The following is a 23,850-nucleotide window of genomic DNA, read 5'->3' on the forward strand; positions in this document are numbered from 1 at the left end:
GGCCCGCCGCTGCTTTTGCCTCTGGTCTCACACGGCTCGCCGCCGCATCTTTAAGTACGGACTCGCCCCTACAGGAGACGTATCGACCGATGTCATCGCCACCCGCTCCCTCGTCTCCGTCTCCGTCCTCGGCTGCGGTCCCGCTCGAGGGCGTCTGCAAGCTTCGCCCGGTCCCCGCAAGCGACCCGCTCGAGGTCGTCGCCGACGAGTACGCGGCCCTCGCGGCGGAGCACGGGGCACGGAACGTTCTGGTGCTGAAGCGACACCCGACCAGCCTCGAGGCGGTTCGACGGCGACTCGCGGACGCGACCGACGGCACGTCCCGTTCCGCTCGCGTCGAATCGGTACCCGAGCACGCCTCGAAGGTTCTCGAGGAGTACGACCCGACGCTGGACCGACTCGAGTACGAGGAACGGATCGAACTCATCTCGCTCGTGATCGACGGGGCCAGCCGGGACGTGCCCGACTACCTCCGGCGGGCCGCCGAACGCGAGAGCTTCGCCAGGGACGTCGGGCAACTGCTGCTCGAGGCGACGCGCCAGCGACTCCGGCTCGAGGACCTGCCGCCGGCAGACGAACGGGCCGACTCGATCGAGGACTGCCTGGCGTTCCTCTACGCGATGAACGATCGGTTCCACGACGAACTCGAGGACCGAGGCTACGTCGAGCGAGCCGACGTGATCCCGCGAGTCGTCGACCTCCTCGAGGCCGACGCCGACGGGCTGTGCTCGCGCGTGACCGACTCCTTCGACGCGGTGTTGGCCATCGAGTTCGAGGAGTTCCGGCGACTCGACCGACGATACCTCGGCGCGCTCACGGCCGACGCCCGGCTGGTCTGTCTCGGCGAGCGCCACGCCAGCGTCGAGCGCACCCGCGTCGAATCCGGCCGCATCGACGCCCTCGTCGGCGACGGACTCGAGGTCGAGGTCGAACTGCTCGAAGACGGCCCCGAAGACGCGGCTGAGCCGCCCCACGCGGAGATCGTTCGGTACCTGGCGACCGGCACCAGTTCCCCTTCCGCTGTCGAGAACGCGACCGAGGACTCGAGTGCACAGCGATCGGAGAACACGAGCGAACCCGAGCCCGAGAGTCGAGCGTACCGCATCCGCGCTCGGACGCCTCGCGAGCAGGTTCGAGCGGTCGCGACCGAGATACAGTCGCTCTCGGACCGGCGTGACTGGCGTTACGACGACGTGGCGGTCGCCGTCCCCTCGATCGAGCGGGTCCCGGAAACCCGGCGTCGACTCCGCGAGGCCGGCGTCCCGACGGCGACGATCGGAACCCCGTCGCTCGCCGAGGACCCCGCAGTCAACGAGCTCTACGCGTTCGTCACGCTCCAGTGCGAACTGGACCGCGCGGATGCGACGGCCTCGGTCGACACCGTCGTCCTCGCGGACGACGCGGACGGAGCCGCGACGCCCGGCGACGGCCGGGAAGCCGCCCTCGAGCGCCTGCGGGCCCGCGTCGATGGGTTCTCGCCGGCCCTGCTCGAGTCGTGTCGCGATCCGAGCGTCGTCCGTTCGCTGCAACTGTGGCTCCGTCGGACGGACCTCAAGGACCGCATCGCCGCCGAGGAGGAGTGGGTCGACGCCCGCGAGCAGTACGAGGGTATCCGGCGTGTCCTCGAGGTCGCGTCGTTCGTCGAGGAGACCGACCTCGTTGCACCGGACTGGGACGGGCTCCGACGGATGCTCCGCCGGACGATTCAGTACGACGCACCGTACGTCCACGCCGTCGAGACCCGCCCACTCTCCGGCGGCGTCACGGTCTGTGTGGTCGACGACCTCAAGTACGACTCGCGGGCGGTCGTCTTCCTGCTCGATCTCGTCGACGACGTGTACCCGGGCGAACAGTTCCTCTCGCAACTGTTCCCGTCGGCGTGGCTCCGCGACGCCGCGGCCTACCCCGCCGTCACGGACCCGTCGGCCGAGACCGTCGCGGCGACGTTCGGCGCGATCGATGCCCCCGACGAGGTCGGGGACCCCTTCGAAACGTACCACGCACAACGGGCGCGAAGAACGCTCGCTCTCGGCGCTCGCGCCGCCCGGGACCGGCTGTACTGTTGCTCTTACGAGCGCGGCTCGGGAGGGCTGCGCCGAACGTACGACGAGTCACGGTACCTGCAGGGAATCGCCGCGACGCCCGGCCTCGAACTCGTGGACGCCGACACCCGGTCGAACGCGGCCATCTATGGCGAGACCAACGCCGTCGAAGCACTGCTGGACCAGCCACGCGGGGAACTCGAGCGCGTCCTCCGGGAGGCCAGCACGGGCGGGGACGCCGACCTCGCGGCGACTGAAGCACTGTTCGAGGAGATCGCCGTGGTGCTCGCGGAAGGCGACATCGACGAGGAGCTGGCCGAGGCCGTCCGTTCGCAGTTCGAGTTCGCGGCCGGGGAGGTGGTACGCGATGACTGACGGCACGGCCGTCCCCGACGACAGGAGCGACGACGTCGGCCCGTCGTTCTCCGTCGACGGGCTTCGGACGTACCTCCGGTGTCCCCGACGGTACGAGTTCACCCACGTCCACGACCTCGAGGGAGCCGCCGACGTTGCTACCGGTTCCGGCGGGCCCGAGGCCGAGGCGACGGTCGAGCGCGTCGCACTGTTGCGGACAGCGATCTGTGACGCCCTCGAGGACGGCGCGTCGGACGCCGACGCTGACGCCCTCGCCGAGCGGGTCGCCGCGCGGTTGGCGTCGCTGTGGGCCGACCACGACGAGCGGTTCCACTCCCGTGCACAGCGACGCCACGAGCGACGGATGCTCGAGGCGACGGTCGAGGCCTACGCCGAACGGTTCGGGGCCGATCACGCGGCAGGGGTTCGGCGGCTCGAAGAGGAGTTTGCCGACGGCAGTCGCGATCACGACCGGAACGCAAACGCTCACGACAGCGAACGCCACACGGAGACCGACGCGGGCTCGCCGTTCGTCGGTCCCGACCTCCGGCTCTCGAGTTCGGTTCGTCCCGCACGCTCCACCGAGGGCGGCCCGCGCAGCGACCTGGCCGGCAGAGAGGAGGAGCCGGCCCCCGTCGAGATCACGGCGTCGATCGACTACGTTTACGCGGACGACGCTTCGCTCGTCGCCGTGCGCTTCGTCCCGACGCTGTGGTCGCTTGGCTCCCTTCGGTATCGCTCGGACTGGGAGCGCGTCGAGGACCTGTTCGTCGACCACTTCGATCCCGAGGCCAACGCGTTCGACCCCGACCCGGCCGCGGCCCTGCTCGAGACCGCGGTCGTCCTCGACGGGCTGCGGAACTACCGCGACCGGCTCGGGCTCTCGGCTCGGACCTGTCGGTACGTCCAGATTCCGCTTGCGGACCGCTCGGACGCGTCGATCAACTGGGTCAGGGACACCGTCGAGACGACGATCGACGCCGCGGACCTCACCGACGTCTACGTCGACCACCACACGTTCGGGATGACCCACGAGCACCGCAACGAGACGGTCGACGACCGGCTCGAGTCGGTCGTCGGAGAGATTCGGTCGGGGGCGTTCGATCCGAGCGAACGATGGGACGACATCGCTTCCGACGCTTGCCCGGACTGTGCCTACCGGGTGTGCTGTGGCGACTTCCTCGAGACGGAGGTGGGATTCGATGCGTGAGCCCGACCGCGATGAGGACGGGAACGGGAACGGGAACGGGGACGGCGACAGCGACAGCGACGTGCCCGAGACGACCGCCGGCGCGGCCGACCTACTGACCGGCGACGACGGCGACCTCAACCCACGGGGGAACCAGCGGGCCGTCATCGAGAGTACGGCCGCCTGCACCTCCGTCGACGCCGGCGCGGGGACCGGGAAGACGACGACGATGCTCATGCGGATCGAGCGCGCCATCGACCGGGGTGAGGTCGACCCCGAGGACGTGCTCGTGCTCACCTTCGCCAACGAGGCCGCCGGCAGCATCCGCGAGGCCGTCGCCGAGCGACTCGACCCCGAGGCAGCCGCGGCGATCGACGTCTACACCTATCACTCGTTTTGCCATCGGCTGGTCCGGGAGTACGCCTACTACCTCGGGCTCGACCCCGAGTTCGACGTGGTCACCGACCGCAAGCGACGCCGGCTCGTCGGCCGGCTGCTCGCCGAGAACGACTACGACTTCGCGGCCGCGACCGGCGACGGCTCCCCCGCCGAGCTCACACGCGAGGTAGACCAGTTCGTTCGGGAAATGAGCCAGGAAGACGTCACCCCCGACGACCTTCGCGAGCGGCTCCCCACGATCGAAACTCTCGAGTTGTGCGCCGAGTTCGTCCTCTGGCTCGAGCGCAGGGCACAGGACGACCTCTCGTTCGACGCCGACTCGCTCCGATACTTCAACGAGCCCGACCACCTCGAGACGGCGACGGCGTCGCTGATCGACTACGGGAAACTCATTCAGTACTGCCGCGAGAAGATCGAGGAGTCGCCGGCGTTTACCGACGAGGGCGTCGTCAGCGATGTCGATCGCTATCTCGGGGTCCTGCAGGACTGTGTCACCCGAACGATCGAGACACTCTCGCTCGAGGACTCGGAGACGAAACAGCTCCCGCGGGCGCTGTTTTGCAACGTGATCCGCCGGGACGCCACGGGGCAGCTCGAACAGAGCCCGTTCGGCCGGCTGAAACACTACGTCGAGTTCCTGCGGCTCGCACGCCACTACGCCGACGTCTACGCGGCCTACCACACCGAACTCGAGACGCGAGGCGCACTGGACTTCGACGAACTCGTCCGGACGGCGACGGACCTACTCGCGGACGAGCAGGTCGCCGACGAGATCGCCGGACAGTGGCATCAGGTCTACTGCGACGAGTTCCAGGACACCGACGAGACCCAGTTCGAGTTGCTGACCGAGCTTACGCACGGGCCCGACCGGCCGTCGCTGTTCGCGATCGGCGACAAGGACCAGTCGATCTACGGCTGGCGCGGGACCGACCGAAAGGGGCTGGATCGGCTCGAGAACGTCTACGACGATCACGAGACGATCGAACTCGGACTCAACTTCCGGTCGCGCCAGGAGATTCTCGAGCTCACCAACCGCTGTGAGTACGGCCACCAGTCCTCGAAGACGCTGCGGGAGGTGGATCGGGACCGAGACGAGTACGGCGCGTACGACGGGTACGAGTACGCTGGCGGGAGCGATGGCGATGGCGATGGAGACGGCGACGGCGACGGAAACGACGGGAACGACCTCGAGCCCCCCTTCGACCACGTCGTCAAGATCGAAAGCGACGAGATCGAACGCGCGACGGCCGATCAGGTCGCGACGACCGTCTCGCGGCTGCTCAACGGCGAGGCGGAGAACGTGCCCCGACGCCGCCTCGCGGACCTCGCGGTCGTCGTCCGGACGAACCGTCACGCCCAGGCAGTCGCGGACGCGCTGCAGGAACGCCGGATACCCCACGAAGTATCCGGGTCACCCGGTGGGGAGGTCTCGCCCGGGATTCGAACCGTGCTGTCGTACCTCCGGGCGCTGGTCGATCCCGCGGCCGACGCCCACCTCCGCCGGGTGTTGCTCTACCGGTACCGCGTTTCGAACGGCGACCTCCGAACCCTCCAGCGGGCCGCTCGAGGCGACGAGCGGTCGCTTCGGGACGCCGTGTTCGCGGTCGGCGAGACCGGAGAAGGCGGCGAGGGGGAACGGGGAGCTGACGGCACGAAACGAAACGCCGAAACCGACCCGGAGCTCCCCCGAGAGCGACTGGCCCACCCCGAGCGCGTCGAACGCGCTCGCGACCACCTCGTGACGCTCGATCGCTACCGACGTATCTATCCCTTGTCGGGCTTTCTGCGACGGTTCCGAGACATCACCGACGTCGAGTGGTACCTGACCAGCGAGGAGCGAGCGGCGTTCGACCGGATCGACCGGTTCGTCGACGCCTACGACGCCGACTCGGTGTTGCGAACCCTCTCCCCGCAGTTCCTCGACGCGCTAGAGGGGGCCCTCGAGGGCAGTGGGAGCGACCGAAACCGCGGCACGCACTCGGACGACCGCGTCGACGTGATGACCGTCCACCAGGCGAAAGGCCTGGAGTTCGACACCGTGCTCGTCCCCTACCTCTCGGACGAGGAGTGGTGCGTCGAGTCGGACTACGCCGAACGCTTCCGGGAGCGGCTACTCGCCGCCACCCTCGAGGACGACGTGGACTCGCCACTGCAGGCCGACCTCGCGGCCGAAACCGTCGGCGAGGAGTGGCGCGTGCTGCACGTCGCGCTCACCCGGGCGGCGAACCACCTGTTCCTGTTCGGCTCCGCCTACGAGTACGACACCGACGAGAGCGGGACACTGAGCGTCTCGACGGCCGACGCCTGTCTCCCGTCCGCAATCGAGTGGTCCACCGCGGGGCGGCGGATGAACCTCTGGTCGTCGGTCACCGAGAGCTTCGCCCAGGTCCGTGAACGCTATCCCGACAGCGTCGCCGACCGAACCACGGCGCTTGCACGGTCAAGCGACGTGACGCCGGGCTCGATCACCTACTACGCCGGCTACGAGGACCGACAGGTCGAACCCCTGCGAACGCAGGCGGCGATCGACCGGGTTCACCGGCTCGGGCGACTGTTACGGGACGGGAACCTGCTCCCGGCCGCCGACGCGGCGACTCACACGGCCGCGGACGGCTCCGACCGCTTTCGGGTACCCACCGAACGCAGCCTCTCGGCGCTGACAGCCGATACCGTCCGATTCCCGGTCGACACCCTCTCGGACGCGAGCGAGCTTCCGATCGCGCTGACCCACAGCTACACCGCGATGCGGACTCACGAAACCTGTCCGCGAAAGCACTACCTGGATCACGTCGTACGGGCGGTCGACGACCCGCCGACGGAACGCGGGGAGGATGGCACGTCCCCGGCATCGGTCACCAGCCGAGGGGAACGAGGGTCACGCATCGTCGGGACCGTCTTCCACGCCGTCGCCGAGGAGGCGTTCCACCGGGAGTACGACACCCGCGAGGAGTGGCGTGCAGTCGCCCGACGACAGCTCACCGCCCGTGGACTCGAGTCGTATCGGGCCGAGGTGCTCGCCTGCGTCGACCGGTTCTTCGAGGCGACGGCCGCCGACTACGATCGCCCGGTCGTCGACTGGGACCCGATCGCCGCCGAGTTGCCGTTCTCGCTCGCGTCGGTCGACGGCGTCGCGGGCGAGGTGGTCGGCTACGTGGATTCGGTCCGGCTGACTCCCGACGGTGACGTGGCCGTGCTCGACTACAAGACGACAGCGGATCGGGTATCGCCCGAAGACGCCGTCCAACTCGCGCTGTACGCCCGTGCCTGCAAAGAGCGGTTCGACGACCCTATCGGGGCCGTGGGGTACGTCTACGTCGGCTCCGACGCCGCGTCCCGCGAGGGCCACGACTCGACGGCCACAAATGCCCCTCGCGTGGACCTCTTCGATCCGACCACCGACGAGTTGCCGGCCTGGGAGACGGTGCTCGAGACCCTCGAGTCGGTCGACGAGCCATCCTACGCGGAGACGACGCCGGGAGAGCACTGCCGTTACTGTCCACACCGCTCGCTCGGCTGTGGGCCCGACGAGTACACGCCGAGCGTCGACGAGTGAGTCGGCCGCGTGTATCGTCTCGGGAGTCCTCGGAGTGCTCGATCCGTTTTGCTTCGTCCGCTCTCCACGCCCCCCGTTCAGAGTGAATCGTGGCTCCGCAGGCGTCGGTTCCGGACCAGTGAACGGTCGTCGGCTCTTATTCCCGCTCGACGGCGGCCGATCGCCAACTCCCCGAACGCGGCGCGGAAGGTGCTGGCGACGGATACGTGCGCTTATGTCGGTCGGAACGAACGATCCAGTATGATCGAGGCGACGCTTTGTTTTCCGCTCCGGACGAGCCCAGGCGACGGCGAGTCGGAGTCCCAGCCGGCAGACGACGTGAGCGAGGCCGACGAGGTACTCCTGATCGAGAAACGCCGTGGACTCGGCGACGGCTGGTACAACGGTCCCGGCGGGAAACTCGAGGGCGACGAGACGCCCCGGGAGTGTGCAGTCCGAGAAACCCACGAGGAGGTCGGCCTCGAGATCGATCCCGCCGACCTCGAGAAGGCCGGCGAACTGACCTTCCTGCTGGACGGGGAGGTCCACACGTTCTGTCACGTGTTCCGGACGACCGCGTTCCGCGGCGAGCCGCGGCCATCGGAGGAAGCCCGCCCGGAGTGGGTCGGCGTCGAGGAGGTCCCGTACGATCGGATGTGGGAGGACGACCGACTCTGGCTGCCCGGCGTCCTCGAGGGACGGACGATCGCCGGGGAGTTCGCGTTCTCGGGCGGTGAACCGCTCGACGAAGCGGAGTTCGTCCGCCACGACCTCGAGTGGGACATCTCGTTTACCGACGACGGGTAAAGCGACGACGCTGTTCGGTCGTGTCCACGGCACGTACGGAAGAACGCATCCGAACTCACGCCGGTAGACCGCGACGGTGTACAGCGGCCCCTCTCAGTCGATCGTCGGTTCGTCGTGGAGAATCGGTCGGTCGTCGATTTCGGTTTTGCTTCCCGCCTGCGGCAGTTCGACGGTCACCCGTGTGCCCTCGTCGGTCACGTCGAACGCGAGGCTGCCGTCGGCGCGTTCGACGACCCAGTTGATCAGCCAGAGACCGGTGCTGCTCGCGTGCTCGAGTGGTGTCTCTGCCTCGCTGTCGAGGGGCGCGAGTTCGTGCTCCGGAATGCCCGGCCCGTCGTCCTCGACGACGAGGCGGGCCGTCCCCTCGTCGGTAGTCGTGGCTGCAATTTCGACCGTCGGTTCCGGCCCGTCGTTGTGCCGGACTGCGTTCTCGACGAGATTGTCGACCGCGCTCCGGAAGTGCGTTCCCGCCGTGACCCGACAGTCCGACGGTACGTCGACGGCCATCGTCGCGTCGGGGTACCGTTCGCGGGCGGTCGCGACCGCGCCCTGGACGACAGTCTCGAGGTCGTGGTCGGTCAATTCGCCGCTCTCCTCGAGAATCGAGCTGATCGTGCGGGCCTTCTCGCTCGTGCGTTCGATCCGCTCGGCCGTCTCGAGGATCGCCTCCCCCATGGAGGCGTACGGCTCCGTGAGGTCGCCGGCGATCCGTTCGGCGTATCCCGCGACGAGGGTCAGATCGTTCCGGATGTTGTGTCGGAGCACACGAGTCAGAATCTGTCTGAGAATCTCGAGTTCCCGTTCTCGCCGCTCGAGTTGTCGCTCCCGACGAATGCGGTCGGTTATATCGGAGTTGACGGAGATGTAGCCCTCGATATCGCCGTCGGCAGTGATCGGCGCGACGGTTTGATCGACGACGTATCTCGTCCCGTCTTTTCGTTCGTTGATGACCGCGCCTTTCCAGACCTCGCCCGCCGTGATCGTCTCCCAGAGGTCCGTATAGAAGGCCTCATCGTGAGCGCCGGACTTGAGAAGCCGCGGGGTCCGGCCGATCGCTTCGTCGGCGTCGTACCCCGTTACTCGCTCGAAGCTCGGGTTGACGTACTCGATCGTTCCGTTGGTGTCCGCGATCAAGATCGAGTGGCCGGTCTGTTCGACGACGCGTTTGAACCCGCGGAGTTCACGCTTCCGCTCCTCGAGGGTCGATACCCGCGTCGCGAGTTCGATCGACTGGCTCCGGCGCACGAGGTGACTCCGAAGGCGACGAAAGAGCCGCGGCGAATCGATCGGCGCGTCGATCACGTCGTCGACGATCGGCGGCCGCCCGTCGTCGCCGGTCCGGGGCCCGGCGTCCTCGAGGAGCGACGCCGAGCGCCGACGGGCACCCTCCTGCCGGACGAGAACGACGGGGAGAAAGGTCGGGTGACTCTCGTGGGTCAACTCGCGTAGTTCGCTCCGGTAGCGGGGAAACACACGGTCCTCGACGAGATACAGGTCGGCGCGCGGGGAGGGACCATCGCGGTCGGTCAGGACGCGATACCGCTCCGCGAGCAACTCCTCGAGAGCGTCGCGGTCCCCTTCGTTCGCGACGAGGAGGTGGACGGTTTCCGTCTCGGTAGGACCGGCTCCCGCAGCCTCCTCTCGAGTGTCCTCGCGTCCGGTCGAACCGGCCCCACGGCTGTCCGGGGGCGAAGACGCTGACTCCGGAACGTCACTCATCGAGGTCACCCTGGTCGTCGACCGGCCGCGACGGGCCCGACTGTCCTCCGGTTCGACCGTCGAACACCCCCGTATAGCCCGGAACCGGATCGCCGATCCGGAGCCCGTCGGACGTGATCTCGAACCGCCGCATCGTGTGTTCGAACCCGCCCGTACGTTTTTTCAACACGCCGATCACCTTCTCGAGCCCGCCGTCGACCTCGAGATAGCTGACGAAGACGATGTTGTCGGCGAGGTGGCTGAGATTAGCGCTCGTCGCCGTCGTTACGCCCGACAGCTGCCGAATCTCGTCGGTTATCAGCACCGTTACGCCACGATCCGTCAGGTACCTGGTCAGCGCGCGGAGTTTCCGGACGAGCCGTTCGCGCCGTCCCTGCAACGACATCGTGTAGCCGTCGATCCCGTCGATCAGCACGACTTCGATGCCGTCGTCGACGTGATCACGGACCTGGTGTGCGAACTCTTCGGCGGATCGCGACAGCGGTTCGACCGGTTCGATCGAGAGCGTCCCGTTCCCCCGGTAGGCTTCGATCGGTACCCCGACGGAGTCCGCCCGCCGGACGAACGTCTCGACGCTCTCCTCGAAGAGGTAGAGCGCGGCGTCGCTTCCCTCCGTCGCAGCCTCTACGAGGAACTGCGTCGACAGCGTCGTCTTCCCCGCACCGGTCGGTCCGCTGACGAACGTGACGGTCCCGCGCTCGAGGCCGCCGCCGAGCAACTCGTCGAGGGCGGGGTTGCCCGATTGGAGTATTCCGGGGTCGCAGCCGACCCCGGTTTCGGTTTCGGTTTCGGTTTCGGTCTCGGCCTCGACCCCGACACCGGGTTCGTCCACAGACGACTTCCCTCGCCGTTCTCTATCGGAGACCAGCGCGGGAAAGACCTCGACGCCGCCGTCTCTGATCGCCATCCCGTGACTCCCGCGTCGCTGCCCGTACCCGCGGTGTTTGGTTACCCGGAGCCGGCGTCCCCCGTCGCCACGTCGCAGCTCGATGACGCTGTCGCTCAGCGACTGTACCTCCACGTCGTACTCGGTTCCGCCCTCCTCCGAAGATGCCGCACCGTCGTTCGAAACGGTTGCGGTCGTGAGAACGGTCGCGTTCCGTTCCTTGAGAAAGCGCATCAGCGACAGAATCCGCTTTCGGAACTGGTGGTCGTTGGGTTCGATGTATCGCAGTTGTGTGATCGGATCGATGACGACTCGGGACGGGTCGATACGGCTGATCGCCTCGTGGATGTCCTTCGTATATCGATCGTGATCGACGGTCCCCGGATCGACCAGTTCGTACGATCGATCTTCCGTAAAAAACTCCGACTCCGGCCCGAGATCGAGAAACGCGGCGTCCTCGACGTCGATCCCGAGTCGCGAGCCGTTGGTGACGATCTCCTCGCGGGACTCCTCGCCGTGGACGAACAGAACGGTCTCTCCACGTTCGAGCCCTGCCTCGAGGAAGTGCATCCCGAGCAGCGTTTTGCCGGTCCCGGGCGCGCCACAGACGAGATAGAGGCGACTGTTTACTAACCCGCCACGCAGCACTTCGTCGAGGCCGTCGATGCCGCTCCCGATCCGTTCGGGTGCGGCGTCGTTCGCGTCCACTTCCGATTCGTCGCGTTCCGCGTCGGTGTCAGTAGTCATAGCTGTGTTCGTTCCGTGCTCCTATTCCTGGAGCAGACGTGGCTGGTGGTTCGGTGAGGCCGATCGTTCCAGCTCGTCGAGGTGGTTTCTGTTCGGTACCACCATCGGGCCCGCCGACCGCTCCCGTCCGGTGGCACGGGCCGTCCCGACCGGTCATGGTGACTTCCCTGCTCCCCCTTGTCCTCGCTTACTGTCCGCGATTCGGAGCGTAACGACCACGACAGTCCCTTTCGGGTCGTTGTCCTCGAGCCACACGTTACCGCCGTACTGCTCGACGAGCGTGCTGACGAGATACAGACCGAGCCCCGTTCCGGGGCTGTCGAGGCCCTTCTCCCCTTTCCCGAAGACCTCGTCCTTTCGGTCGTCGGGAACACCGGGACCGTCGTCCGCAACTCTGAGTTCGACCCGTCCGTGCTCCGGGTCCGCGTCCGCCGACACCGTCACCCGCGGCGTCGGCCCGTCGTTGTGAACGATCGCGTTCACGAGCAGGTTTTCGACGACCGACTCGAGCATCTCGTCGGCGACCACGGCCACGTCGGGAACCGGGGTTTCGAGCTCGACCCTGGCGTCCGCGTAGCGGGACCGAACTCCCTCGAGTTCGGACCACAGTACGTCCTCGAGCGGGATCGGCTTTCGGTCCGCGTTTCGCTCGAGCATCGTTTCGGTCAGATCGCGTGCAGTCTTCGTCAGTTCGATCGCCTCGTCGGTGGCTTCGAGCATCTCCGTGAGATGCGTTTCGACGGTCGGCATATCCAGCGTCTCCCCGTCGAGTTGGTCGGCGAGCAGTTGCAGCCGGCCGCGAACGACCTGCATGTCGTTGCGGACGTCGTGGCGGACGACCTGGTTGAGCAGATCGAGCCTGTCTCGCTGTTCTTTGAGCTCCGTCACGTCGCGTGAGTACCCCAGCACGGCCGGTTCGCCGGTTCCCGCGACCTCGAAGGGAATCTTCGTCGTCTCGAGAACGAGCGTGTTCCCGTCGGCTGCAGTCAGCGTCTCTTCGGGAACGTGTTTGGGCTCTCCCGACTCGATAACCTCTCGATCGTCCGCCCGGAACGCCGACACCTCTTTTGCGGACTGGAGCAACTCGGCGTCGGTCTTTCCGACGATCTCCTCGACCGACCGCCCGTACACCGCCGCGACGGCTTCGTTCGCCAGGAGGTACTCCCCTTCCCGGTTCTTCGCGAAGAGCAGGTCCGGAACCAGATCGACGACCTGCCTGAGTTGCGTTCGCGCGAGGTCGAGTTTCCGCTCGCGTTCCTTTCGGGCCGTAATATCACGGGTCGTCACGAGTAACCCTTCGATCGTCGGATCGTCGAGCGTATTCCTGACGTTCGATTCGACCCAGCGCCAGGACTCCTCTTCGGAAGCGGAGCCCGACTCCGGGCTGGCGGTATCGTCGGCAGCGTCGCCGCAGTTCCGACAGCGAAAGCGATACTCGACGGTCTCGACGCCACTACCGTTCAGCACGCGCTCGAGAGCTGACTCGACGGCCGACTCGTCGTCCGGATGGACGTGCTCGAACAGGGACCCGTCCACGAGCACGTCCGGCGAACAACTGACCACCGTCTCCACAGCGGGACTCGCGTACTCGACGGTGCCGTCCCGGTCGAGGACCGTGATCGCATCCGAGACGTTCTCGACGAACGCCTCCCGGCGCTCGAGTTCGCGTTCGCGTTCCTTTCGATCGGAAATCTCGCGACTGAGCGCGAGAAACCGCCGTTCGTCCTCCAGTTCGATACAGCTGACCCAGACTTCGACGGGGTAGATCGAGCCGTCGGCTCGTACGTGTTCACCCTCCACTTTCAGGACCGACCCGGGCTCGAGGTCCGCCCAGACCTCTCGTAACTTCGGCAGCGAGAGGCTCGCCTCGAGGTCGGCGACGTTCATCGAGAGCAACTCGTCGCGGTCGTAGCCGCTCTGCTCGAGTTGCGTGGCGTTGACCTCGAGAATCCTGCCGTCGGCGTCGTGGACGACGATCCCGTCCGGGGAGCGATCGAAGAGGACCTGCAATCGCTCCCGGCTTCGAGCGAGTTCGGCCTTGGCACGCTCGCGTTCGGTTACGTCCTGGATGATCCCGTCGACGTAGCCGGCGGTGACCTCGCCTTCCGAACCGTCGGTCGCTCGATCCGTCGCTCCGTCGAGGCCGAATTCGAACCCCCTCTCCGTAGCGTTCCCGTCTCGCCGCTCGATCGCCGACACCGACCCGTAGAACGGCTCGCCGTCGACCGTCTCGAGTTCGACGACGGCGTTTCGAACCTCGCTGCTGTCGGCGAGTTGCTCGGCGAGGTCGGCGTGTCGGTCCGGATCGCGGTAACAGTCCGGCACCGGCCGCTCGAGGAGGGCCGCCTTCGAGGGAGCGTCGAATAATTCGACCATTGCCTCGTTGACCGCCTGGAACCCACCGTCGCCGTCGGCGCTCGTCCGGAACACGCCGACGGGGACGTTCTCGATGATCTCCTCGTAGCGCTCGAGGTCGCGCTCGTAGCGTCGACGCTCGAGTTCGTGGCCGATCCACTGTGCGAGCGCTTCGATCGTCGATCGTTGCACGCGCCCGACGTACGGATCACGAGACTCCTCGTCGGCGAAACAGACAGTCCCGAAGACCTCGCCGTCGACGACGATCTTGCCGCCGAGATAACAACTGAGACCGAACCGATCGACCGCCGGATCGTCGGCCCAGTCGGCGTCGGACTCGGCGTCGGTGACGACGACCGGGTCGTCGGCCTCGATGGTGTGTCGGCAGTAGGTCCGTTCGAGGGGATCGGTCGCCCCCTTCTCGAGGGACTCGTGATCGCCGACGGCCGCGACGATCTGCTGTGTGTCCCCGTCGATCCGAGTGACGTACCCCATGGGAAAGTCGAGCGACTCCGTGCCGATCTCGAGTAACTCCTCGAGTTTCGCCTCGAGCGGTCGATCGAGCTCGAACGCGGCGTCGTGCAGTCGCGAGAGGGTTCTCGCAGAGCGTTCGATCTCCCGTTCGAGCCGTCGGCGATCGGTCACGTCCCGCTGGACCGCGACGAACCGCTCGACAGTGCCGTCCTCATCGACGAGAGGGGCGATCGTCTGGTGGGCGTGATAGTACTCCCCGGACTTTCGCTCGTTGACCACCTCTTCTTCCCACAGTTCCCCGTTCAGGATCGCGCTCCACATCCGCTCGTAGTACTCCTGGTCCTGTTCACCCGATTTGAGAATACGTGGGTTCTTCCCGATCGCCTCTGCGGCCGAAAAGCCGGTGACCCGCTCGAACGCGTCGTTCGCGTACTCGATCGTCCCGTCGGCTCCGGTGACGAAGACGGCGTCGGGGGCGCGTTCGATTACCTCCTCGAGTCCCGGGCGGGACCCACCCTCGCTCTCTCGACAGACGGCCGCGTCGATCCGCCGTGCCAGGAGTTCGTACGAACGGTCGGAGGAAGCGTCCGTACCGGTCGTTCCAGGGTCCTCGACAGAGGCCCCGGTCGGTCCGGCACTGGGGCCAGGGCTGGTCACGTCGGCAACACCGTTGCCGGTACAATCGGGAGCCACCGGTCTCGCCTCGCGACGATCACGTTCCGATTCGTTTCCCTCGCTTCGGGCGTCGGGTTTCCGGACGTAGTCCGTCGCACCCGCGTCGAACGCCTCCGTGACGGGGACGTTCGCTCCCCGATCGACGAACAGGACGATCGGGAGCGACGGGTCCTGCGTCCTGACCCGCTCGAGAAAGGCGATCGAAGCCCGACCGGCGTCGACGTCGACCCCCGTGTCGGCTCCGCCCGAACCGGGCAGTGGGACACCGCAGACGAGGCAGTCCGCTTCGTCGAGTCTCGAGAGCGCGTTCTTCGGATCGGCGTCAGTGTAAACGTCGAACTCGGCCACGTCGGTCCCGTCCTCGAGGTACCGACGGACCGGCTCGAGTCCCGGCTCCCGGTCGACGTACAGCACGCGAAGCGACGGCATTCGTCTCTAACGGATTCGCGAACCGAACAATCAACCCGAGCGACGATTCCTATGGAACAGGAAGCAGTCTGCCGTTTATGCGTCGATCTGTATTTTTGAGCCGCATTGATAACCCATCGTCCTGAGGGTACAGAAATCGTGGCGCGGTCGGCGGGAGCGAACCCTCCTCGGAGGACCGCAGTCGGCGGGTTTCCCTTCGACCGCCCGCAGGACCTCTCAGGGCTTCAACACGACCTTGCCGGAACTCTTGCGGTCCTCGATGAACTGGTGGGCCTCGGCGGCATCCTCGAGCGCGAACGCCTCGCCGAGGATCACCTCGAGGTCGTCGCCGGTCAGCCCTTGTGTGAGCTCGGGAACCGCCTTCATAATCCTGCTCGAGTCGTGGTAGGCGGCCTGGCCGAGGTGGAACCCTTTGACGGTCTTGTTCTCGAAGAGAAGTCGCTGGTTCTCGGCCGAGGCGGGGACGCCGCTGGCGACGCCGAAGGTGACCATCCGACCGAAGTGTTTCATGGCATCGAGACTACGGTCGAAGACGTCGTCGCCGACGCTCTCTAAGACGAGGTCGACGCCCTCGCCGTCGGTCTCCTCGTCGACCACCTCGCGGAAGTCCGTCTCGGTGTAGTTGATGGGATGGTCACAGCCCAGATCGGCCGCGAGTTCGAGTTTTTCGTCGGTACTCGCGGTGCCGAACACCTCCGCACCGGCGTTCGAGGCGAGCTGGACCGCTGCAGTGCCGACCCCGCCTGCGGCGGCCTGGATGAGCACGGTCTCGTCTTCCTCGAGGCCACCCCACTCGAACAGACAGGAGTGAGCGGTGAGAAACTGGACGGGGAAGCCGGCGGCCTCCTCGAAGCTCATCCCCTCGGGGATGGGAAAGAGCATCTGGGCGTTCGCGGTGGCGTACTCGGCGTAGCCGCCGGTGTCGAGCATCGCGACGACGCGATCACCCTCGCTGAGCCCCACGTCTTCACCAGTGGCGTCGATCCGTCCGGCGGCCTCCATGCCCGGCACGTAGGGCGCGTCGGGACCGCCGGGGTAGTGGCCGCGCCGTTGCATCACGTCAGCGAAGTTGATTCCCGCGGCCTCGACCTCGATCCGGACCTCCCCCACATCGGGTTCGGGTTTCTCGGTCTCGACTACCTCGAGACGGTCGCTGTCGCCGTACTCCGTAACTTCGATAGCTCGCATGAGATTACAATGGTAACCAAGACCCATAAATATGTGAGAAAAGGAAACAAATTTAGCGTCAGAGACCGCCGACATCCAGCCGGTAGAACGGAGCACTAACCTACTCCCTACGTCCGGGACTAGTAGGTCGGCCACCGTTGTGGCTGCAAACTGCGTTGCCAATACAGGGAGCTCTATCCGCTCACGACGGCGAAGCCTTCACATGGTCCGTCAGATCATCGGTCCCACGCCACCCTCGAGGAGCGAACCACTACCGTCGCGAGCGAGTAGGGTAGGGTAGGGTAAGGTAGAGTAGTTCACTACGGGGCCCGAGGCACTCTCCTTGCAGTCTGTACAGGCACCCAGTACCGAATACGTCGACTGCTCCCTTGGGAGTGTTGCTGGACAAGGTAAAATGAGAGTTCTCACGCAGATTCAGGGAGTCGGGAGAACGGGCGAGACGATAGTGTACCGAGAGAGAAGGACAGTCGAAACTGCACCGACGAGATTTCCTCCAGCGCCGGCCTTCGCACGATTTAAGACCGCGGTGACTGACTGTCGAACCAATGAGCGACGAGAGTCAGGAACTCGGTATCACCGAGTCGAAATCGCACAAACCCGGCGACTGGTACGCCGAAGTCGTCCAGAAGGCCGGGCTCGCCGACTACGCGCCGATGGGCGGGTTCATCGTCACGAAACCCCGCGGCTACGCCCTCTGGGAGCGCATCCAGGACGCCCTCGACGGCTGGTTCAAAGAGACCGGCGTCGACAACGTCTACTTCCCGATGTTCATCCCCGAGTCCTTCCTCGAGCGGGAGAAAGACATCGTCGAAGGGTTCGATCCCGAGGTCGCCTGGGTGACCCAGGGTGGCCACGAGGAACTCGAGGAGCGACTCGCCGTCCGACCCACGAGCGAATCGATCATCGCGCCTTTCATGGCCGACTGGACGCGCAGCCACCGCGACCTGCCCCTGCGACTGAACCAGTGGTGTTCCGTAGTACGGTGGGAAGCCACCGAGACGAAGCCGTTCTTCCGGACGAAGGAGTTCATGTGGCAGGAGGGCCACACCGCCCACGCCACCGACGAGAGCGCGTGGAAGGAGGTCTGGACGCGTCTGGGCCAGTACGAACGCGTCTACGAGGACGTACTCGCCATTCCAGTCCTCCGCGGGAAGAAACCCGAACACGACAAGTTCCCCGGCGCGGACACCACGACGACCGTCGAGGCGCTGATGCCCGACGGCAAGTCCGTCCAGGGCGGCACTAGCCACCACCTCGGCCAGTCCTTTGCGGAGGCGTTCGACATCACCTACGTCGACGAAGACGAAGAAGAGAAGACCGCCTACACCACCTCGTGGGGCCTGTCCTGGCGTGCCCTCGGTGCGCTCATTATGACTCACTCGGACGACCAGGGCCTCGTGCTTCCGCCGACCATCGCGCCCACGCAGGTCGTCGTCGTCCCCATCTGGCAGGAGGATACCAAAGACGACGTTCTCGAGTACTCCGAGAACATCGCCGAGGACCTCGAGGACGCCGGCTTCCGCGTCGAACTCGACGACCGCGACGAGCGCAATCCCGGCTTCAAGTTCAACGAACACGAACTCAACGGCGTCCCGCTCCGACTCGAGATCGGCCCCAACGAGGTCGAGGACGAGGAAGTCACGCTGGTCCACCGGCCCGACAACGAACAGTCCGTCGCGGACCGCGAGGGGCTGGTCGAGACCGTCGACGCCCACCTCGAGGAAATCTACGACAAACTCTACGAGACGGCCGAAGAGAACCTGGAAGAGAACGTCCGGGAAGCCCACAGCCCCGAGGACATCATGGGAACGATCGGCAAACACGGCGGCTACGTGAAGACCCCGTGGTGTGGCGACGAGGCCTGCGAGGAAGCGATCAAGGAGAAAGTCGCCGCCGAGATCGTCATGCAGCCCCTCGAGGACCAGGGTGGCGAGAGCGGAGCCGAGGTGCCCGAGCCCGACCACGACGAGTGTGGCGTCTGTGGCGACCCGGCCGACGAGATCGCCTACTTCGCGAAGAGCTACTGAGCCGTCGCCGGGAGGTACCGAGGGAGGCGACGTTCGTCCCGACGCGTGGCACGACGGGCTCGTCGCTCGCGTTCGCCGAAGACCGTCCCCCGGTTTCGTAGCCGGGATCGCCGATGTCTTCGACCGTTCGGAGCGGCCGGTTAGTTCTGTTATAGGGCCTAAGAAGTCGGTATTGCGAGTGGCTGAATCCGACAGTTATCTTAGCGCCTAACTGTTTAACCCAAGGTTGCTTACCAATGGGGGGAGAACTGCCGATGTGGTGTTCACTCCGGTGGGTGAACACTACGTGCCTCTGACATTTCCTTCCAGCGCGATCACGTCCAAGAGACGGGCAACCGCGCCTCCTTACACCTTATATATCCTTGCATGTGTCTAGAATACACTTAGCCATTATGGGCTAACCTCTTATACTGATTCCCGCTATTCGGTCGTATGTCACAGCCACACAGAGCGGCATCCACCAGCCGCTCTCGGGGTCTCGCGGACCCCGAGGACGCTCGGTCGAACTGCGGCGTCGGCGTCGTCATGGACCTCACGGGCGAGGGCGGTCGCGATGTCGTCGCCGACGGACTCGAACTACTCGTCAACCTGGAACACCGCGGCACTACCGGCGCGGAGGAAGATACCGGCGACGGTGCCGGCATCATGCTCCAGACGCCCGATGCTTTCTTCGCCGACGTTCTCGAGACCGACCTTCCCGATCGGTACGCCGTCGGCTCCATCTTTTTCCCGCAACGCGAGGACACCCGGGAGCAACTCCAGTCACTCGCCGAGGACGTGTTCGCCGAGTACGGGCTCGAGACTCTCGAGTGGCGGTCTGTCCCCACGGACAACGAGGAACTCGGGCGGACGGCTGTCGAGTCTGAACCGGACGTCTGGCAGGTTGCAGTCGCTCCCGACACGGAGGGGAGACTTACCGACGATGCGTTCGACCGCCGTCTCTACGTCGCACGCCGCGCCCTCGAGAACGAAGTGGAGGCGACCGACCTCGAGGGAGTCGAACGCTTCTACGTCTGTTCGCTGGATTCGGATATCGTCGTCTACAAGGGGCTGCTCAAAGGCGAGCAGTTACCGACCTACTACTCCGATCTGACCGACGACCGACTCGAGTCGACGTTCGTCATGGTCCACGAACGGTTCTCGACGAACACGCTCGGGGCCTGGCACCTCGCCCATCCCCATCGACGGATCATCCACAACGGCGAGTTCAACACCATCCAGGGGAACGTCAACTGGATGCGCGCCCGTGAGACGGACGTCGAAAGCGAGACGATTCCCGATCTCGAGGCGGTCAAGCCGATCATCGACGATCCCGACCAGTCGGACACCGCAAGCGTCGACAACGCGCTCGAGCTTCTGATGCAGGACGGACGCAGTCTCGAACACGCCCTGCGGATGCTCGTCCCCGAAGCCTGGCGAGGGGACGACGCGATGGACGAGGATCGCAAGGACTGGTACGACTTCCACGCGTCGCTGGTCGAGCCGTGGGACGGGCCCGCGCTGGTCGCCGCGACCGACGGCGAGCGCGTCGGTGCGGTCCTCGATCGCAACGGACTCCGCCCCTGCCGGTACGAGGTGACCAGCGACGACCGGCTGATCGTCGCCAGCGAGAGTGGCGCGCTCGAGACCGATCCGGAAGAGATCGAGGAGCAAGGACGGCTCCAGCCGGGACAACTGTTCCTCGCCGACCCCGAGGAAGGACGGGTCATCCCGGACGAGGAAGTGTTCGCGGAGCTGACCGACGAGCGATACGGCGAGTGGGTCGACAGCGAGCAAGTCCATCTCGACGACGTGTTGTCGACGACCGATAGCAGCCCACGAGCGGACGTTTCGGGGCTTCGTGCCCACCAGACGGCGTTTGGCTACACCCACGACGAACTCGAGAACCTGATCGAGCCGATGACCAAGAAGGGGAAAGACCCCGTCGGCTCGATGGGGGACGACACGCCGCTGTCCGTGCTGACGGAGTTCAATCGGCCACTGTTCTCCTACTTCAAGCAGCTGTTCGCCCAGGTCACGAACCCGCCGCTCGATTACATCCGCGAGGAACTCGTCACGTCGATGGAGTCACGGCTTGGCTTCCAGCGGAACCTGCTCGAGGAGTCGCCGGCCCACGCTCGCCAGCTCGTGCTCGACTCGCCCGTTCTGACGGACGCCGAACTCGAGGCGGTCCGTGACTGCGAGGCGAGCGACATCACGGCCGCGACGGTCGACATCACCTACGAGCCCGAACGCGACGACGGGCTGGACCTCGAAGCGGCGATCGAACGCGTTCGGGAAGACGCCGTCGAGGCCATCGAGGCGGGCCACGATGTCTTGGTCCTCTCCGACCGGAACGTCTCCGCGGACCGGGTCGCGATTCCGAGCCTGCTCGCGACCGGCGCGGTCCATCACCGGCTCGTCCGGAACGGCCTGCGAAACCACGTCGGGCTCGTCGTCGAGTCCGCCGAGCCGCGAACGGTCCATCACTTCGCGACCCTGATCGGGTATGGCGCGGGCGCGGTAAATCCGTACCTCGCGTACGAGACCATCGCGGACCTCACTGCCGGCCCCGACGGGGCCGATACCGAGGCGGCGATCGACGCCTACGTGGGCGCGATCGAGGACGGCCTTCTGAAGACGATGGCCAAGATGGGTATTTCGACCGTCGAGAGCTACCAGGGAGCCCAGATATTCGAGGCCGTCGGGCTCGACTCGGACCTGGTCGCCGACTACTTCGAAGGGACCGAGAACCGCACCGAAGGGATCGGCCTCGCCGAGATCGAGGCCGACCTCCGTGAACGGCACGCGACCGCCTTCGGCGACGACGAGACGGACCTCGAGCGCCACGGCGAGTTCGAGCACCGTTCCGACGGCGTCCACCACCAGTGGAACCCCGAAACCGTCGGCACGCTCCAGCAGGCCGTCCGCTCGAACGATTACGACCGCTACCAGGAGTTCGCAGAGCTGATCAACGACCAGAACGAGGAGCTGCAGACCCTGCGGGGCTTGCTCGAGTTCGATTCGGACCGCGAGCCGATCCCGATCGAGGAGGTCGAACCGATCGAAGACATCGTCGAGCGGTTCTCGACCGCCGCGATGAGCCTCGGATCGCTCTCGCCGGAGGCCCACGAGAACAACTCGATCGCGATGAACCGCATCGGTGGCAAGTCCAACTCGGGTGAGGGCGGCGAGCCGCCCGAACGGTTCGGTACCGAGAAGGAGTGCAACGTCAAACAGGTGGCCTCGGGGCGGTTCGGCGTCACGTCGACGTACCTCTCCTCGGCGGACGAGCTCCAGATCAAGATGGCCCAGGGGTCGAAGCCGGGCGAGGGCGGCCACCTCCCCGGCGAGAAGGTAAACGAGATGATCGCTCACGTTCGCAAGTCGACTCCCGGGGTCGGCCTGATCTCGCCGCCGCCGCTGCACGACATCTACTCCATCGAGGACCTCAAGCAGCTGATATTCGATCTCAAGGCGGCGAACGAGGGGGCGGACATCAACGTCAAGCTCGTCAGCGAGGCCGGCATCGGTACCGTCGCCGCCGGCGTCGCGAAAGCCAACGCCGACGTGGTCCACATCTCGGGGCACTCCGGCGGCACGGGTGCGTCGCCACGCACCTCGATCAAGAACGCGGGGCTCCCCTGGGAGCTCGGTCTCGCCGAAGCGAACCAGATGCTCCGCGAAACGGGACTGCGCGACCGCATCCGCGTTTCGGCCGACGGCGGCATGAAGACCGGCCGCGACGTCGCCGTCGCCGCCCTGCTCGGAGCCGAGGAGTACGTCTTCGGGACCGCCTCGCTCGTCACCTCCGGCTGCGTGATGGCCCGACAGTGTCACAAGAACACCTGCCCCGTCGGCGTCGCCACCCAGCGGGAAGACCTGCGCAAGCGGTTCCCCGGCGAGCCCGAGCACGTCATCAACTACATGAGCTTCATCGCGCAGGAACTGCGCGAGATCATGGCCGATCTCGGGTTCGAGACCGTCGACGAGATGGTCGGCCGCGTGAATACCCTCGAACAACGAGACGACGTCGACCATCCGAAGGCCCGCACCGTCGATCTCTCGGCGGTACTCGCCGAGCCCGCAGGCGACGTGCGCCGGAAGGTCCGCGAGCAGGATCACGGTCTCGAGGACCACCTCGACCGCGACCTCGTAGAGGCGGCCGACGCCGCCGTCGAGCGACGGGAGCCGGTCGCGCTCACGACCGAGGTAACCAACGTCGACCGTGCGGTCGGCGCGATGCTCTCGAATCGCATCACCGACCGCTACGGCGAATCCGGCCTGCCGGACGACACTCTCACCGTCGATCTCGAGGGGACGGCCGGCCAGAGCTTCGGCGCGTTCCTGGCAAACGGCGTCTCGATGCACCTCGAGGGACGGGCCAACGACCACGTCGGCAAGGGGCTCTCGGGTGGCAAGCTCACGGTGCGGACGCCCGACGATGCTGGCTACGAGCCGACCGAGAACGTCGCCATCGGGAACGTCGCGCTCTACGGCGCGACCGGCGGTCAGCTGTACGTCAACGGCGTCGCGGGAGAGCGCTTTGCCGTCCGCAACTCCGGTGCGAAAGCCGTCGTCGAAGGCGTCGGCGACCACGGCTGTGAGTACATGACCGGCGGCGTCGTCGCCGTCCTCGGTAAGACGGGCAAGAACTTCGCGGCAGGAATGAGCGGCGGCGTCGCCTACGTCTACGATCCCGACGGCGAGTTCGCCGACCGGGCCAACACCGGCATGGTCTCGCTACACGACGACCTCGAGGACGCGGACGAGCGGATGCTGCGGCGTCTGGTCGAGAACCACGTCGCCTACACGGGCTCCGAGCGTGGCGAGCGCCTGCTCGAGAACTGGGAGCGCACGCTCGAGTGCGTCGTGAAGGTGATGCCCGACGCCTACCACGAGGCGATCACCGAACAGGGATCGGACGACGTTCGCAACGAACTCCCGGAGACGCCCGAGACGCCGGTCGAGGCCGACGCGACGGAGTTTGCAGCGAGCGACGACTAACGTCGACCAACGTCGACTCGATCGCTCGAGTTGGCTTCTCT

The 23,850-nt window shown here is 66.2% G+C and carries 10 protein-coding genes; 6 read left to right on the forward strand and 4 right to left on the reverse strand.

Going from position 1 to position 23,850, the window contains the following annotated elements:
* The first annotated feature begins 89 nt into the window (after window positions 1-89).
* The 4 genes from C446_RS06395 to C446_RS06410 all read left to right on the forward strand — a co-directional run bounded on the left by C446_RS06395 (window position 90) and on the right by C446_RS06410 (window position 8,323).
* Window positions 90-2,417, forward strand: a complete 2,328-nt coding sequence (locus tag C446_RS06395) for a PD-(D/E)XK nuclease family protein (protein ID WP_006672263.1) — start codon at window positions 90-92, stop codon at window positions 2,415-2,417.
* A complete protein-coding gene (locus tag C446_RS06400) occupies window positions 2,410-3,606 on the forward strand; it encodes a PD-(D/E)XK nuclease family protein (protein ID WP_006672264.1) in 1,197 nt (398 codons plus the stop codon). The genes C446_RS06395 and C446_RS06400 overlap by 8 nt, the downstream gene beginning before the upstream one ends.
* Window positions 3,599-7,537 carry a UvrD-helicase domain-containing protein gene (locus C446_RS06405; RefSeq protein ID WP_006672265.1) on the forward strand — a complete coding sequence of 1,313 codons (3,939 nt, stop codon included), beginning with the start codon at window positions 3,599-3,601 and terminating at the stop codon, window positions 7,535-7,537. Before C446_RS06400 ends, C446_RS06405 begins: the two co-directional genes overlap by 8 nt.
* 240 nt (window positions 7,538-7,777) lie before the next feature.
* Entirely contained in the window at window positions 7,778-8,323 is a 546-nt protein-coding gene (locus C446_RS06410; protein WP_006672266.1) for an 8-oxo-dGTP diphosphatase, read from the forward strand.
* A 93-nt stretch (window positions 8,324-8,416) separates the two neighbouring features.
* Here C446_RS06410 and C446_RS06415 read toward each other — a convergent pair whose 3' ends face one another.
* The 4 genes from C446_RS06415 to C446_RS06430 form a co-directional block, all read right to left on the reverse strand.
* Window positions 8,417-10,042 (reverse strand): PAS domain S-box protein, encoded by a 1,626-nt coding sequence (locus tag C446_RS06415; protein WP_006672267.1) that lies wholly within the window; start codon window positions 10,040-10,042, stop codon window positions 8,417-8,419.
* Window positions 10,035-11,675, reverse strand: a complete 1,641-nt coding sequence (locus tag C446_RS06420; RefSeq protein WP_006672268.1) for an ATPase domain-containing protein — start codon at window positions 11,673-11,675, stop codon at window positions 10,035-10,037. The genes C446_RS06415 and C446_RS06420 overlap by 8 nt, the downstream gene beginning before the upstream one ends.
* Before the next feature lie 153 nt (window positions 11,676-11,828).
* Window positions 11,829-15,608, reverse strand: coding sequence for a PAS domain S-box protein (locus C446_RS06425; RefSeq protein ID WP_006672269.1), 3,780 nt, complete (start codon window positions 15,606-15,608; stop codon window positions 11,829-11,831).
* Window positions 15,609-15,824: 216 nt separating this feature from the next.
* Window positions 15,825-16,796 carry a quinone oxidoreductase family protein gene (locus C446_RS06430; RefSeq protein WP_006672270.1) on the reverse strand — a complete coding sequence of 324 codons (972 nt, stop codon included), beginning with the start codon at window positions 16,794-16,796 and terminating at the stop codon, window positions 15,825-15,827.
* 545 nt (window positions 16,797-17,341) lie between these two features.
* Between C446_RS06430 and proS the strand changes: the two genes are divergently transcribed.
* A complete protein-coding gene (proS, locus tag C446_RS06435) occupies window positions 17,342-18,823 on the forward strand; it encodes a proline--tRNA ligase (protein WP_006672271.1) in 1,482 nt (493 codons plus the stop codon).
* A gap of 432 nt (window positions 18,824-19,255) precedes the next feature.
* On the forward strand, window positions 19,256-23,809 hold the full coding sequence (gene gltB, locus C446_RS06440; protein ID WP_083861081.1) for a glutamate synthase large subunit: 4,554 nt from the start codon (window positions 19,256-19,258) through the stop codon (window positions 23,807-23,809).
* Window positions 23,810-23,850 lie beyond the last annotated feature (41 nt).

It is taken from the genome of Halobiforma nitratireducens JCM 10879 (assembly GCF_000337895.1).
GTDB classification, from domain to species: domain Archaea; phylum Halobacteriota; class Halobacteria; order Halobacteriales; family Natrialbaceae; genus Natronobacterium; species Natronobacterium nitratireducens.

Coding starts and splice junctions, on each gene's coding strand:
- C446_RS06395 (WP_006672263.1), top strand. CDS start 90: ATGTCATCGCCACCCGCTCCCTCGTCTCCGTCTCCGTCCTCGGCTGCG.
- C446_RS06400 (WP_006672264.1), top strand. CDS start 2,410: ATGACTGACGGCACGGCCGTCCCCGACGACAGGAGCGACGACGTCGGC.
- C446_RS06405 (WP_006672265.1), top strand. CDS start 3,599: ATGCGTGAGCCCGACCGCGATGAGGACGGGAACGGGAACGGGAACGGG.
- C446_RS06410 (WP_006672266.1), top strand. CDS start 7,778: ATGATCGAGGCGACGCTTTGTTTTCCGCTCCGGACGAGCCCAGGCGAC.
- C446_RS06415 (WP_006672267.1), bottom strand. CDS start 10,042: ATGAGTGACGTTCCGGAGTCAGCGTCTTCGCCCCCGGACAGCCGTGGG.
- C446_RS06420 (WP_006672268.1), bottom strand. CDS start 11,675: ATGACTACTGACACCGACGCGGAACGCGACGAATCGGAAGTGGACGCG.
- C446_RS06425 (WP_006672269.1), bottom strand. CDS start 15,608: ATGCCGTCGCTTCGCGTGCTGTACGTCGACCGGGAGCCGGGACTCGAG.
- C446_RS06430 (WP_006672270.1), bottom strand. CDS start 16,796: ATGCGAGCTATCGAAGTTACGGAGTACGGCGACAGCGACCGTCTCGAG.
- proS (WP_006672271.1), top strand. CDS start 17,342: ATGAGCGACGAGAGTCAGGAACTCGGTATCACCGAGTCGAAATCGCAC.
- gltB (WP_083861081.1), top strand. CDS start 19,256: ATGTCACAGCCACACAGAGCGGCATCCACCAGCCGCTCTCGGGGTCTC.